Source organism: Novosphingobium sp. BL-S-32, from assembly GCF_056857055.1.
In genome coordinates, this window is sequence record NZ_CM166477.1 from 1,053,536 (window position 1) to 1,067,072 (window position 13,537).

The window sequence follows — 13,537 nt, forward strand, 5'->3', positions numbered from 1 at the left end:
TGGGGGGATATTGGGCGGCATGCTCGATCTTCCCCAACTCATCGCCCATGTCGGTTCCGACGCCTGGCTGTTCATCCCCAGCGCTATCCTGCTCGGAGCGTTGCACGGCCTTGAGCCGGGTCATTCGAAAACGATGATGGCGGCCTTCATTATCGCGGTGAAGGGCACCGTGCGTCAGGCGGTGCTGCTTGGGCTGGCTGCCACGCTGTCGCATACGATGGTCGTCTGGGCCGTGGCGCTCGGCGGGATGTGGTTGTTCGGCGGATTGCGGGCAGAGGACACCGAGCCGTGGTTCCAGCTTGCCTCGGGTCTGATTATCGTGGGCATGTCGCTCTGGATGCTGCACCGCGCGCGGCGGGAGCAGATGGCGGCTGCGCACTTCCATGCCGACCACTCGCACGGCCACGGGCATCACCACGATCACGATCATAATCACGGGCATGGGCATCACCACCATGGCCACGACCGTCATCACCACGAGCCGTCCGACGAAGAGGTTCACGAACTCGAATTGGCGACCGGCGGCTATGTCGATGCGCATGAGGCCGCGCACGCAGAGGATATCCGGCGGCGTTTCGCCCATGCGCGGGTTACCACCGGACAGATCGTGATCTTCGGCCTGACCGGGGGCCTTGTTCCCTGTCCCGGTGCGATCACGGTGCTGATGCTTTGCCTCCAGCTCAAGCGACTGGCGCTGGGCGCTACTCTAGTGCTGAGTTTCTCGGTGGGCCTTGCCATCACCATGGTCGCCTCGGGCGTACTGGCGGCGCTGAGCCTGCGCCATGTCGAGAAACGCTGGTCCGGCTTTGGAGAGGCCGTGCGCAGGGCGCCCTATATTTCGGGTCTCGTTATCCTTGGAATCGGGCTTTATGTGACCCTCTCGGCCTGGCACCACCTGCCGTGAGATAGAGAGCGAAGAAGGGCGATCGATGAGTCATGCTACCGATAAGGCACTGGTCAATCGGCTGAAGCGGGCGAACGGGCACCTTGCCCGGATCACGTCGATGATCGAGGAAAGCCGCAGCGCGCTTGAGATCGCGCAGCAGTTGCAGGCCGTGATTGCCGCGCTGAACAAGGCGCGCACCACGCTGGTATCGCATTACATCGAGCATCACCTGGAGGCGGCAGTGGGCGAGTTGAGCCCCGAAACGCGCAAGGTGCTGCTCGAACTCTCGGAATTGGCACGATACCTTTGACGCAGCGGTCTTTCCCGCGAGGGCAAGTTGGGGCATGCAAAAGGCATGACCCGATCCCCTTCGCCTCCTTCGCCCGGCCGGACCCGCCGTAACAAGAGCTACGAATCCACGCATCAGGCGCTGATCGAGGCTTCGGTGCGGTTGATTTCGGAGAAAGGCGTCGAGGCGCTGTCGATTACCGCGCTGGCCAGGGCGTTGGGGTTGAACCGGGCAACCGTCTATTACCATTTCGCCGATCGCGAGTCCTTGCTGGAAGCGGTCAGCACGTGGTCTTCCCAGCAGATCGTGCAAGGTTTCACCGCCTCTCGCCCGCAGCCCGAGCGGATCGACCTTATCGCGCGCTTCGTTCTCGAAAATCCGGATCTGGTAAAGCTCTGGATCGAGAACTTCATTGCTCCCGGAGATATCCGCGAAAACTATCCGAAATGGGATGAGTTCATCGCTGCAAACAAGGCGACCCTGTCGGACAGCGGAATCGACGTGGAAGTCTACTGCACGATGCTGCTGACCTCCGCGATCATCGGTCCCCGCGTGTTTCGCAACAGCGTCCGCCCCGACCTTGATGACGAGACCGTCATCGAGCGCTTCCGCGCCGAGCATCAGCGCATGCTTCGCCGTGACGGATTGCTGCGCATGTAAAAAGTTTAAGCAACAGTGTTGAGAATCGAATCGGTTCCGCGTTAGAAACGTGGCAAACAAGAACCGAGAGGAATCGACCTGTGAATGTGGCAGCACCAGCCTATCGGCCTATTCCGGCCGATGACGTGGCATGGCTTGGAACGGATCCCGTTCCGGCCGCCCCTTATTATGACCCCGCCTGGTTCGAGCTTGAGCGCAAGGCGGTTTTCCTCAAGAGCTGGATCCACGTCGGCCACGTTTGCGAGCTGCCGGAATCCGGCAGTTTCGTGCGAAGGGAACTCGAATTCGCCAAAGCCTCGCTGCTAATCGTGCGCGGGCGGGACGGTGCGATCCGCGCCTTCCACAATGTCTGCACCCATCGCGGCACCCAGCTTGTGGCTGAAGCGGCAGGGCGGCAGGCGAAGTTCAGCTGCCCCTATCATATGTGGACGTTCGGCACCGACGGCGCGCTGCTGTCCGCACCCGATTTCGAGGGGTTCCATCTCGACAAGAAGGATTGCGCGCTGCCGCAGGTCAGCCTTGCGGAATGCGGCGGCATGCTGTTCGTGAACTTCGATCCGCAGGCGCAGCCCTTGCGCGAATGGCTGGGCGACTATGCGGAGCGGCTTGAGGCCATGCCCGTCGCCCGTGCCACGACTTTCAGCGAGTATACGTACGAGATCGACGCGAACTGGAAGCTGACGTACGACAATTTCCAGGAAAACTACCATTTGCGCTTCATCCACCCGCGCTCGGGCGGCGCGGCGATCGGGGCGGAGAACCAGTTCGGCTATCCCGCGAGTGTCGGCTTCTGCGGGCCGCATCGCACGCAGCGGATCTGGTCGAACCCCGCGCCGGACCTGAAGCCGTTCCAGCGGCAAGCCTCGATGAAGGGCATTCCCGCGCTGATGCGCCGGGGGCTGCTCGATCTGCCCCATGGGCGCGATTATCTGGCGTTCTTCCCCAACCTCTTCATGATCGGCACGCCGACGCAGCCGTTCTCGCACACGGTCTATCCGATCGCGGCCAACCGCTCACGCGGGGTGGTGCGGGTCTATTGGTCGGGCGAGGACGCCGACGCCAGCGAGAGCTTCGCGCGCGAATATTCGCTCTGCCAGATCCGCGACATCCATGCCGAGGATATCGACATGATCGAACGCGGCCAGCGCGGGCTGGAAAGCGGCGCGATCAGCCACATCCATTTCCAGCACATGGAGGCGCTGTGCCGCCACTTGTTCAACAGCGTGAACGAGCGTGTCCGTGACTATGCGCGCGAAATGGGAGAGACGATATGAGCGCGCAGCTTCCTTCCGGCTTCGAAACGCTGGAGCCGTTCATGGCAACATGGGCGCTTGCCACCACCGCCGAGCGTGCGGCGATGCGCTCCGCCTCCAGTCCCGAGCAGCGCGCGGCGTTCTTCGCGGCGGCCGCGCCGCTGCTCGATTCTGCGCTGGCCGCGCTCGACGGCTGCGCAATGGCGGACCTCGCACCGCAGGAGCGCCGGTTGATGGACCTGATGTACTCGCTGGCCCACGTCGCACTGGCGGTCGAAATTCAGGGGCCAGACGAAATCAAGAGCGCACCCTTGCGTGATCGGCTGCACATCACCCGATCCGCGACCGACAGGAGAACAGCGGCATGAAGAACCTTCAGGGCAAAACCGTCTTCATCACCGGCGGTGGTGGCGGGATCGGTGGCGGCATGGCGCAGGCCTTCGCCGAACGCGGCGCGCGCATCGTGCTGGCCGATATCGACCATGGCTTCGCGCAGGAGGAAGCTGCCAAACTCCCCAGTGATGTCGAGGTCTTCACGCTGCCGCTCGACGTGCGGTCGCTGGAAGGCTGGGAGGCGGCACGCGTGGAGGCGGAGGCTCGCTTCGGCGCCGTTGACGTGCTCTGCAACAACGCGGGCATTTCCACCGGCTTCAAGCCGCTTTTCGACATATCGCCTGAGGAATTCGAGCGGGTCATGGCGATCAACGTGACCGGGGTCTACAATGGTATCCAGACGTTCGGCCCGGCCATGGCGGCGCGGGGAGAGGGGCATATCGTCAATACTTCGTCGATGAACGGACTGAGCCCCTTCGCCAGCTTCGCGGCCTATTCGGCCAGCAAATTCGCGGTTCTGGCGCTTTCCGACGCTCTGCGGGACGAACTTGCGCCGCAAGGCGTCGGCGTTTCCACGCTGTTTCCCGGGCTGACGCGCAGCCGCATGTCGGAAGCCGATCTTGGCAAGGTGAGCGCGGGCGATCCCGCGCGCAGGGCCGCGATCGAGGCGAACATGATGGAAGCGATCTGGCTCGGCCGCGCCGTGGTGCGGGCGGTGGAGAACGACGAACCTTACATCGTCACCCACCCCGACTATCGCGAGGGCGTGCGCGCGCGGCAGGAGCGGATTCTCGCCGCTTTCGGTGAGCCCGCGCAGCCCGATTACCGTACGGGGCTTACGGCCACCAAAGGCTGAGCCGCTTCCTGCGACCGCCAGATGCGCTGTTGGTACTGACGGGGTGTCAGGCCAGTGGCGCGGCGGAAGGCATGGGCAAGGCTGGAGGTCGATGCGAAGCCCACCGCATCGGCCACTTGCTTGATGCTCTCCTGCGTCGCGAGCAGGCGTTTTACCGTTTCCAGCCGGTGGTGGTGAACGTATTGTCCCACCGTGCAGCCCCGGCTGCCGAGAAAGCCCCGCGTAAGTTGGCGGATCGAGACGCTGCACAGCCCGGCCAGTTCCTCCAGCGACGGCGGCATGGCATCGCGTTCCAGCCGCTCGTCGATCACGCGCAGGCGCCAGGGTGCAAGGCCGCCGTGCGCGGTTTCCTCGGCGATCTCCTCGAAATAGCGGCATAGTTCGATCGTCAGTTGCGTCGCGATGGAGCCGACCAGCAGCTTGGAATCCCGGCGCGGTGTTCGCGCTTCCTCGGCCAGACGGCGCAGCAGCAGGCGCACGGTCTGGCTGCCGATATCGAGCGCGGCGGAAAGGCGCGGCGCCGTCCACTTCATGCGCTCTCCAAAGCGGTGCTGCGCCAGTCGTCCGCGGAGTTCGCAGCGGATCGAATGCTGCACGTCGGCGCCCTCCCAGCTCATCTGGAGCGGATGGCCCGGCGGTACGAAGAGGATATCGCCCAACCTCTCGAACCGGTGATGGGCGAATGCGCCCTGCGCATTGGCGGGGCGCGGGGTGACGCACAAGTCGAGCAGCGCATGATCGCTGGCCAGCATCGACTCCCCGTCGTTCGAGAGGCTGCCATGGACGATGGTGACCTCTGCCGAGGAAAAGCTGAGGTCGGCGCCCGCCCTTGATCGTCCGCGTCTTCCGCTTGCTTCGTCCATGCTCTTCGTGTCCCAATACCGCGTCGCAATTTGGCTAAATTTCCGCCTTGCGTCCAGATCGGGATGCACGACCCGATTGCGGAAGGGCGTCGCGATCCGCAGACTGGCGAACAAGACAGAACACTGGAGGATGCCATGCCAGAGCAAATGGCCGAAGCGCTCGACGACTTCGGGGGCCAGATCGATTGGGCGCGCCTGAACGAATGGATCGCGGCGCAGGACGTGCCGGGAAGTGGCCCCGTAACGGCTGTTCGCAAGCTTACGGGCGGCCTTCAGAACAGTGTTTTCCTGATTACGCGGGGCGGCGAAGACCTGATCCTGCGCCGCCCTGGCAAGCACCTGAAGCCCAAGAGCAACGAGACCATGCTGCGCGAGGCCCGCGTGCTGACCGCGCTGGAAGGCAGCACGGTGCCGCATCCGCACGTGCTGGCAACCTGCGTCGATCCGGATGTGATCGGGGCGTGCTTCTTCCTGATGGAACCGCTGGAAGGCTTTGCGCAGTCGGGCGAGTTGCCCGGGCAATATGCCACCGATTCCGGCTGGCGGCGGGCTATGGGCGAGGAGCTGGTCAAGGCGGCGGCGGCGCTGGGCGCGGTCGATCATGTCGCGGCGGGCCTTGCCGATCTTGGCAAGCCGGACCAGTGGCACGAACGGCAGGTCGAGCGCTGGAGATCCCAGCTTGAAGGCTATGCTGCAACGCCGGGCTACGATCCGGGCGAGTTGCCGCATGTTGATGAGGTGGGCCGCTGGCTGGGTGACAATCTGCCGACCGATCGCCGGATCGGCCTGGTCCACGGCGACATGCAGTTTCCCAATGTCATGTTCTCGCTAAAGGCGCCGAAGATTTCCGGCGTGCTTGATTGGGAACTGGTTTCGCTCGGTGATCCGCTGCTCGATCTGGGCTGGATCCTTTCCAGCTGGTCGGAAGCCGGCGATCCCGAAGGCAAGGCGCCGATGGTGCGGCCCTGGGACGGCTTCCTGGCGCGGCGGGAACTGGTGGAACTCTACGGCACGCTCAGCGGGCGGAACATGAGCGATATGCCGTGGTTCTTCGCGCTTGCCTGCTACAAGCTCGCCTGCCTGCTGGAGGGCACATACGCCGCTTCCAAGGCCGGGAAGGTGCCCGCCAATGTGGGGGAATCGGTCCACGGCTATGCCACCTGGCTGATGACCAAGGCGCGCCAGATCATAGCGGGTTGAGACCCGCCAGACACAGTCACGACATTTGAGGATGAGGATCACATGGACTTCTCGACCGATCCTGAATTTCAGGAAAAGCTCGACTGGATGAACGGCTTCGTGCGCGAGGAAGTGGAGGCGATGGACCTGCTGTTCCCGCAGGGCAGCGAGCAGTTCAACATCCGCAACCGCAAGGCCCGCGCCATGGCGAAGAAGCTTCAGGCGCAAGTGAAGGCGCAGGGGCTCTGGGCTTGCCACCTGACGCCGGAACTGGGCGGCAAGGGCTATGGGCAGGTGAAGCTGGCGCTGATGAACGAGATTCTTGGCCGCACGTCGTGGGGCCCGGTGATCTTCGGCTGCGCGGCGCCCGATACCGGCAATGCCGAAATCCTGGCCATGTTCGGCACGCCCGAGCAGAAGGCGCGCTATCTGCAGCCGCTGCTCGATGGCGAAATCTTCTCGACTTACGCGATGACCGAGCCGCAGGCGGGCGCCGATCCCAAGGAATTCACTTGCCGCGCCTGGCGGGAGGGCGAGGAATGGGTGATCGAGGGGGAGAAGTGGTACGCCTCCAACTTCAAGGTGTCCTCCTTCGTGATCGCGATGGTCGTCACCAATCCCGAAAACGCGCCGCATGAGCGGATGTCGATGTTCCTGATCCCCTCGGACACGCCGGGGCTGGTCGATATCCGGGACGTGGCGGGGATGAACGATCCTGTCGATCACGGCCATCACGCCTATCTGCGGTTCGACAAGGTGCGGGTGCCGCTCGATGCCATGCTGGGCGGGCCGGGGCAGGGCTTCAAGCTGGCGCAGGCCCGGCTGGGCGGCGGGCGCATCCACCATGCCATGCGCGTGGTCGGCCAGTGCCAGCGCGCGCTGGAGATGATGCAGGAACGCGCGGTCTCCCGCCGCACGCAGGGTCGCCAGCTTGGCGATCACCAGTTGGTTAAGGCGATGATCGCGGACAGCGCGCTGGAATTGGAGATGTATCGCCTCCTGGTGCTGAAGGCCGCGTGGATCATCGATACTCAGCCGCACGGCGCCGCGCGCATGCATATCGCCATGGCCAAAGTGGCGATGGCGCGCGTCTACCACGACATCGTGCGGCGGGCCGTCCACCTTCACGGCGCGCTTGGTACCACGCATGAGACGCCGCTGGCGCGCATGTGGATGGGCGTGCCGATGCTCTCCGTGGCCGATGGGCCGACCGAAGTGCATCAGGTGCAGATCGCCAATGCGCTGCTGAAGCAGACCGCCCCGGCGCAGGGACTGTTCCCCAGCGAGCACATCCCCAGCCGCACGGCCGACGCAGAGGCCCGCTATGCCGCCGAACTGGCTGAAATCGAGCGCGAACTGGCGGCTTGAGCCATGGCGATTACCATGGATCTCACCGACCGCGTCGCCGTCGTTACCGGCGGGAGCCGGGGGCTGGGCCGGGCGATCGCGCTCGGGCTGGTAGAGGCCGGTGCGGCAGTTGCGGTGGCGAGCCGCAAGCGGGAGAGCTGTGAGGCGCTGGTCGCGGAAATAGAGGCTCTGGGCGGCCGCGCCTCCGCCCATGCTTTCGATGCGGCCTCGTGGGACGATTGCGACCGCCTCTTCGCTGAAGTGACCGAGCGCTGGGGCGGGGCGGATATTCTGGTGAACAATGCCGGAAAGTCGCCGGTGGAACCGTCCTCGCTGGAAACCTCTCAGGCCGCGTTCGATCACATCCTTGCGGTCAACCTGCGCTCGGCGTTCCGGCTTTCGGCGCTGTTCGGCGCGCAGATGGTGGCGCGCGGGGGCGGGGCGATCGTCAACGTCAGTTCCAGTGGATCGCGCAAGCCCGAGCCCTATTTCGCGCCCTATGCCGCCGCCAAGGCCGGGCTCAACACGCTGACCGAAAGCTTCGCCAAGGAATATGGCCCCACGGTGCGCGTCAATACGGTGATGCCCGGGCCGTTCCATACCGACGGCACCAAGGCATGGTCCCGCTCCGAAGGCTTTGCCGACCATGCCCGCAAGAACCAGCCACTCGGCCGGGGCGGGGAGCCGGCGGAGATCGTCGGCGCCGTGGTCTATCTGGTGAGCGATCTGGCCTCTTACGTCACCGGGGCCTGCCTCGCCGTTGACGGTGGGCATCTGATTTCGCGCGGATGAACGCCGCGGGCGTGATTGCCGGACAGCGCGGTCTTCGCTCCGGCGGCGGTTCAATCGCCCTATCGATGAATTGCCCCTGTCGGAATGCCGGAGGCGACTGTCGTGGTAATGGAGCGTCAAATTCACAGAACAAGTGGGGGAGCCCCTGATGTCACTTGCCGATACGATCATCACCGGCGCGCGCGAGCGTTCCGAAAACACCACCTGGGATGACGCGGAAATCCGCGAACCGCTGCGGATCCTGACCGAAGCGGTGGAGACCGAGGCGGACCTGACGCCGATGGGCCTTGCCGTCTTCACGCGCAACGTCACCGAATACCTTGCCAACCGCATGCGGGTGGAAGACTGGCTGGCGCGCCATCCCGAGATTCTCGACCAGCCCGTGACCAGGCCCACGTTCGTGTTCGGCCTGCCACGCACGGGCACGACGCTGACGATCAACCTGCTCAACGAGGACCCCGCGCGCCGCTGCTTCCTGCGCTGGGAGGCCTTCGCCTCCGTGCCGCCGCCGAAGCCCGAGGAATTCCACGCAGGCCCGCGTTACGAAGCCGCGCAGGCGCAGATCGATCACTCGCTGAAAGTCATGCCCCATATCTCGGCAATCCATCACGAGGATGGCGACAGCCCGTGCGAGTGCCAGTTCTCGATGGCGCCCAGCTTAGTTTCGCAAGTGTTTGATTCGCAGTACAACATTCCCAGCTATCACCGCTGGTTCCTGGACAAGGCGGACTATCTGCCTGCTTTCCGCTATCAGAAGCGCCTGCTGCAATTGCTTCAGTCGAACGCGCCGGGCCGCTGGACGCTGAAGAACCCGTGGCATCCGCTCTATCTCGATGCGCTGCATGAGGTCTATCCCGACGCCTGTCTGGTGATGACGCACCGCGATCCGGTGGAAGTGGTGGGCTCCGCATGCAGTCTGGTCTGGAACGTGCGCCGCATGTTCAGCGATACCGTGGACCGTGAAGCGCTGGGCCGCGAAATGGTCGAAACGTTCGAAGTGATGATCGCCCGGCAGAATGCCTTCCGCGAGCGTCATGGCCGCGATGCGATCCACGATATCCTGTACACCGAGCAGATCCGGGACCCGCTGGGCACGATGCGCAAGCTCTATGCGCACTTCGGCGATGAATTGAGCGCCGAGGCCGCCGCTAACATGCAGCATTACATGGAGGCCAAGCCCAAGGACCGTTTCGGCAAGCACACGTACGACCTTGCCGATTACGGCCTGACCGCCGGAGCCATCCGCGAGCGCTTTGCGGACTATTGCGCCGATTACGACGTGGCGATGAACCCCGCCTGAGACTGATCCGGGCCTGAAAACACCCTCGCGCGGCTGACGAACAGCCGCGCGAGGGTTTTTCTTACTTCAGTTCCAGCCGCGTTTCGCCGAGCTTCACGCTGAACGGCTTGCGGGCATCGGCCTCCCCGCTCACCTGCGAGTTGCGGTCCTGCCCGATGTCGAACGTCTCGCTGAACGCGGCGGGCGAGGTCGGGAAGTCGGTAATCTTTGCCTCTCCCACCGGCTTGCCGTCGATCAGCAGCCGGATCGTGCCCGCACCGGGCGCCGGGAACAGCGCGGGGCCACCCGATCTCGGCACCGGCACATAGTCGTAGCCCACCGTCACCGGGCCTTGTGGCAGAGTAGCGGTCGAAACCACGGTATCACGGCGCTGGCCATAGGCGTTGTTCTCGAAAGCGAGATGGCCGTCCTTCACATAGAGCACGAAGCCGCCAAGCCGCCCGCCTTCGGCCACCAGCACACCCGAAGCGCTGCCCGCATCGCCCTCGATCTTCACCGTCAGGCTATGCGCCCGGTTGCCGAGGTCGGGCAGGGCATTGAGCGGCAGGCCGGAAATGTCCGGCTGGAACACGAAGCTCTTGCGCGTCGGATCGAGTAGCGCCGGGGCACCGACAGGCAGCGGCACCAACGGGAACACACCGTTGCGTTGGCCCTCCTTGACGAACTCCGCCTTCAGTTCGGCCAGCTTTTCCGGGTACTTGGCGGCAAGGTCGTTGGCTTCGCTGTAGTCATGCGCAACGTCGTAGAGTTCCCAGCGGTCGTTCGTGGTATCGTCGTTGAACACCTTGGGCAGGTCGTGGAGCAGGTTCCACGGCTGGTAGTTGCGCTTGGCCGCGGCGATCCAGCCGTCCTTGTAGATCGCGCGGTTTCCGAAGATCTCGAAATACTGCTCGGTGTGCGTTTCCGGTGCCTTGGCATTGGTGAACGTTGCCACCAGACTGTGCCCTTCGAACGGGATCTGCCTCACCCCGTCCACTTCACTGGGGAACGAGATGTGTGCGGCGTCGAGGATAGTCGGCGCGATGTCGTTCACGTGGCCGAACTGGCCGCGTATGTGCGCCGGGTCGCTGGTATGGCCTGGCCACGAGATCACCAGCGGATTGCGCGTGCCGCCGAAGTGCGAGGCGACCTGTTTCATCCACTGGAATGGCGTGGTCGTCGCCCAGGCCCAGCCGGCGGAATAGTGGTTGGACAAGTCCGGCCCGCCCAGCTTCTGGAGCTGCGCCAGTTGCGGGTCGATGCCTTTGGGAATGTCGCCATTGGCGGTGGCCTCATTGCCGATGCTGCCGTCGAGCCCGCCCTCGGCGCTGCCGCCATTGTCACCCACTACGTAGATCACCATCAGGTTGTCGCCGCCGGGACGCGCGCGCAGCGTGTCGATCAGGCGGCCCACTTCGTAGTCGGTCTGCTCCATGAAGGCCGAAAAGACCTCCATCTGGCGCGAATAGACCTTCTTCTGATCCGTCGACAGGCTCGACCACGCGGGAATGCCTTCGGGGCGCGGCGTCAGCTTGGCGTCGGCGGGAATGATGCCCAGCTTCTTCTGGCGCGCGAAGGTTTCCTCGCGGTACTTGTCCCAGCCCTGATCGAAGCGGCCCTTGTTGCGGTCTATCCATTCCTGCGGCACGTGGTGCGGCGTGTGTACCGCGCCGGTCGCGAAATAGAGGAAATAGGGCTTCTGCGGCGCGACCGCCTCGTGATCGTCCACCCAGCCGACGGCCTTGTTCACAAGGTCGGTGGTGAAGTGATAGCCCTGCTCTGGCGTGGTGGCGGCGGGAACTTGCGTGGTGTCGTTGAAGAGGTGCGGCTCCCACTGGTTGTCGTCACCGGCCATGAAGCCGTAGAAGTGATCGAAGCCAAGGCCGGTGGGCCAGTGGTTGAACGGACCGGCCGCCGAAATCTCCCACTTGGGCGTGTTGTGCCATTTGCCGAAAGCGGCCGTGGAATAGCCGTTGCCTTGCAGGATGCGGGCGACCGAGGCGGTGTCCGGGTTCCAGATCGAGTTGTAGGCCGGGAACCCGGCAGCGATGTCGGCAAGGTTGCCGAAGCCGACCTCGTGGTGGTTGCGCCCGGTCAGCAGGGCGGCGCGGGTGGGCGAGCAGATCGCGGTGGTGTTGAAGCTGTTATAGCGAACGCCCTGTGCTGCCAGCTTTTCCAGCGCCGGTGTGCGCGGGACGCCGCCGAACGCGGACGTTGCGGCAAAGCCCGCATCGTCGAGCAGCACCAGCAGCACATTGGGCGCGCCCTTTGGAGCCTGCGCCTGCGCGGGGAAGGCAGGCGCGGAATCGGCGCGGGTCAGGCCGATCCGGCCGGTGAAGGTCTGGGGCCCGCCGATCGAGGCTGCGGGGGCGGCGCTGTCCTGCGCCGCGGCGGCGGACGTCAGGCCGCCGGAAGAAAGAGCGCTGGCGGCGAGCAGCAACGCCGCGCGGGTGAAAATTCGCATGGAGTATCCTTCGGGTTTGTCGCGTGATGTCGTGTCCGGCGCGCATGAAAAGGCGCTCCGGATTCGGAATTGGAGGTGGAGAAGGGGAGGCGCGGGAGTGCGGCGCGGCAGGCGGAATGGCTCCGGCCGGGCGCTGCTCGTCAGCTAAGGATAGACATCATGCGCATCGTTCACCTCATCCATGGAGGGAATTCACGACGCTGGCGCTGTCGCCCGGGCATCGTGCGCTTTAGCTGTTGGTGACGCGGAGCAAGCTGCATCCCGATCAAATGCCGCGGGCCGGTAGTTTCGAAACAGAGCGGGAGCAGCCGGCCAGACTTCCCCCGCGAATTGCATTGCCAAGCTATCAGTTGAGCGGATCTCCCTTGAGCGCCGGGGTCTTGCCGGTGACCACGTGCTCGCGGGCCTGATAGACCATGCTGTGCGGCGGCACGCCGTGCGTCAGCCAGACGTTGCCGCCGATCTCCGAGCCCTTGCCGATGGTGATGCGGCCAAGGATCGTCGCCCCGGCATAGATCACCACATCGTCCTCGACGATCGGATGGCGCGGGCTGGCCTTGGCGGCGGCGACCGAACCGTCCGGTGCATAGGCCTTCGCGCCCAGCGTCACGCCCTGATAGATGCGCACGTTGTCACCCACCACGGCAGTCTCCCCGATCACCACCCCGGTACCATGATCGATGAAGAACCCCCGGCCGATCTGCGCGGCCGGATGGATATCGATCCCGGTGGTGCCATGCGCGATCTCGGTCAGGATGCGCGCGACCAGAGGTGCACCCAGCCCGTGGAGCGCATGGGCGAGCCGGTAATGGATGATCGCCAGCAGGCCCGGATAGCAGATCAGCACTTCGTCCAGACTGCGCGCCGAAGGATCGCCGGCATAGGCTGCCTCCAGATCGAGATCGAGCATCCGGCGGATCGCCGGAAGCTGGCGGGAAAAGGCCAGCACGATCTCGTCCGCCTGCCGGTCCTGCGCGCTGGAATAGGCCAGTTCGAGCCGAACCTGCGCTTGCAGACGGCTCAGCGCGATCTGCAAGGACTGGGTGACGAAAGTCTCCTCGTTATGGCGCCGCACGAAATCGGGGCCGAGCCGCAAGGGGAAGAGTGCCCCGCACAGCTCGTCCGCCAGTTTGGCGACACGCACGCGGGAGGGGAAACCCTCCACGCCGTGCTCGGCATGCTGGGTGTTTACCGAGCGCCAGTCCTGCCGAATATCGGCAAGCTCCCGGACGATATCGCCCACGTGCCAGAAATCCTCCTCCGATCCGCTACCGGCATGCGTGCCGGATGCGCCCGTATCGATGATGCCTTGTGGTTCCTCTCGCGCGCTCATGAT

Annotated in this window: 13 protein-coding genes; 10 read left to right on the top strand and 3 right to left on the bottom strand. The window is 64.6% G+C overall.

What is annotated here, in order from left to right; translation table 11 throughout:
* Positions 1 to 19 precede the first annotated feature (19 nt).
* The 6 genes from AC1VVK_RS21275 to AC1VVK_RS21300 all read left to right on the top strand — a co-directional run bounded on the left by AC1VVK_RS21275 (position 20) and on the right by AC1VVK_RS21300 (position 4,277).
* Positions 20 to 904: a nickel/cobalt efflux transporter gene (locus AC1VVK_RS21275; protein ID WP_482906730.1), complete on the top strand. Its 885-nt coding sequence runs from the start codon at positions 20 to 22 to the stop codon at positions 902 to 904.
* A 25-nt stretch (positions 905 to 929) separates the two neighbouring features.
* Positions 930 to 1,196 carry a metal-sensing transcriptional repressor gene (locus AC1VVK_RS21280; protein WP_482906731.1) on the top strand — a complete coding sequence of 89 codons (267 nt, stop codon included), beginning with the start codon at positions 930 to 932 and terminating at the stop codon, positions 1,194 to 1,196.
* A gap of 45 nt (positions 1,197 to 1,241) precedes the next feature.
* A complete protein-coding gene (locus tag AC1VVK_RS21285; RefSeq protein WP_482906732.1) occupies positions 1,242 to 1,835 on the top strand; it encodes a TetR/AcrR family transcriptional regulator in 594 nt (197 codons plus the stop codon).
* 80 nt (positions 1,836 to 1,915) lie between these two features.
* Entirely contained in the window at positions 1,916 to 3,109 is a 1,194-nt protein-coding gene (locus AC1VVK_RS21290; RefSeq protein ID WP_482905198.1) for an aromatic ring-hydroxylating oxygenase subunit alpha, read from the top strand.
* Entirely contained in the window at positions 3,106 to 3,456 is a 351-nt protein-coding gene (locus AC1VVK_RS21295) for a hypothetical protein (protein ID WP_482905199.1), read from the top strand. Before AC1VVK_RS21290 ends, AC1VVK_RS21295 begins: the two co-directional genes overlap by 4 nt.
* Complete coding sequence (locus tag AC1VVK_RS21300; RefSeq protein ID WP_482905200.1) at positions 3,453 to 4,277, top strand: SDR family NAD(P)-dependent oxidoreductase; 825 nt, start codon at positions 3,453 to 3,455, stop codon at positions 4,275 to 4,277. Before AC1VVK_RS21295 ends, AC1VVK_RS21300 begins: the two co-directional genes overlap by 4 nt.
* On the opposite strand, the gene AC1VVK_RS21305 is transcribed toward AC1VVK_RS21300, so the two are convergent.
* Positions 4,244 to 5,140, bottom strand: a complete 897-nt coding sequence (locus tag AC1VVK_RS21305; RefSeq protein ID WP_482905201.1) for a helix-turn-helix domain-containing protein — start codon at positions 5,138 to 5,140, stop codon at positions 4,244 to 4,246. The genes AC1VVK_RS21300 and AC1VVK_RS21305 overlap by 34 nt on opposite strands.
* 135 nt (positions 5,141 to 5,275) lie before the next feature.
* On the opposite strand from AC1VVK_RS21305, the gene AC1VVK_RS21310 reads away from it, so the two are divergent.
* From AC1VVK_RS21310 to AC1VVK_RS21325, 4 genes are all read left to right on the top strand, one after another.
* Positions 5,276 to 6,340, top strand: coding sequence for a phosphotransferase family protein (locus tag AC1VVK_RS21310; protein WP_482905202.1), 1,065 nt, complete (start codon positions 5,276 to 5,278; stop codon positions 6,338 to 6,340).
* A gap of 42 nt (positions 6,341 to 6,382) precedes the next feature.
* Positions 6,383 to 7,687 (top strand): acyl-CoA dehydrogenase family protein, encoded by a 1,305-nt coding sequence (locus AC1VVK_RS21315; RefSeq protein ID WP_482905203.1) that lies wholly within the window; start codon positions 6,383 to 6,385, stop codon positions 7,685 to 7,687.
* A gap of 15 nt (positions 7,688 to 7,702) precedes the next feature.
* Positions 7,703 to 8,458 carry an SDR family NAD(P)-dependent oxidoreductase gene (locus AC1VVK_RS21320; RefSeq protein ID WP_482905204.1) on the top strand — a complete coding sequence of 252 codons (756 nt, stop codon included), beginning with the start codon at positions 7,703 to 7,705 and terminating at the stop codon, positions 8,456 to 8,458.
* 148 nt (positions 8,459 to 8,606) lie between these two features.
* Positions 8,607 to 9,758, top strand: a complete 1,152-nt coding sequence (locus tag AC1VVK_RS21325; RefSeq protein WP_482905205.1) for a sulfotransferase family protein — start codon at positions 8,607 to 8,609, stop codon at positions 9,756 to 9,758.
* A gap of 61 nt (positions 9,759 to 9,819) precedes the next feature.
* On the opposite strand, the gene AC1VVK_RS21330 is transcribed toward AC1VVK_RS21325, so the two are convergent.
* Together AC1VVK_RS21330 and epsC are read right to left on the bottom strand one after the other, a co-directional pair.
* Positions 9,820 to 12,201 carry an arylsulfatase gene (locus AC1VVK_RS21330; protein ID WP_482905206.1) on the bottom strand — a complete coding sequence of 794 codons (2,382 nt, stop codon included), beginning with the start codon at positions 12,199 to 12,201 and terminating at the stop codon, positions 9,820 to 9,822.
* A gap of 346 nt (positions 12,202 to 12,547) precedes the next feature.
* Positions 12,548 to 13,534, bottom strand: a complete 987-nt coding sequence (epsC, locus tag AC1VVK_RS21335; protein ID WP_482905207.1) for a serine O-acetyltransferase EpsC — start codon at positions 13,532 to 13,534, stop codon at positions 12,548 to 12,550.
* Between the last annotated feature and the right edge of the window lie 3 nt (positions 13,535 to 13,537).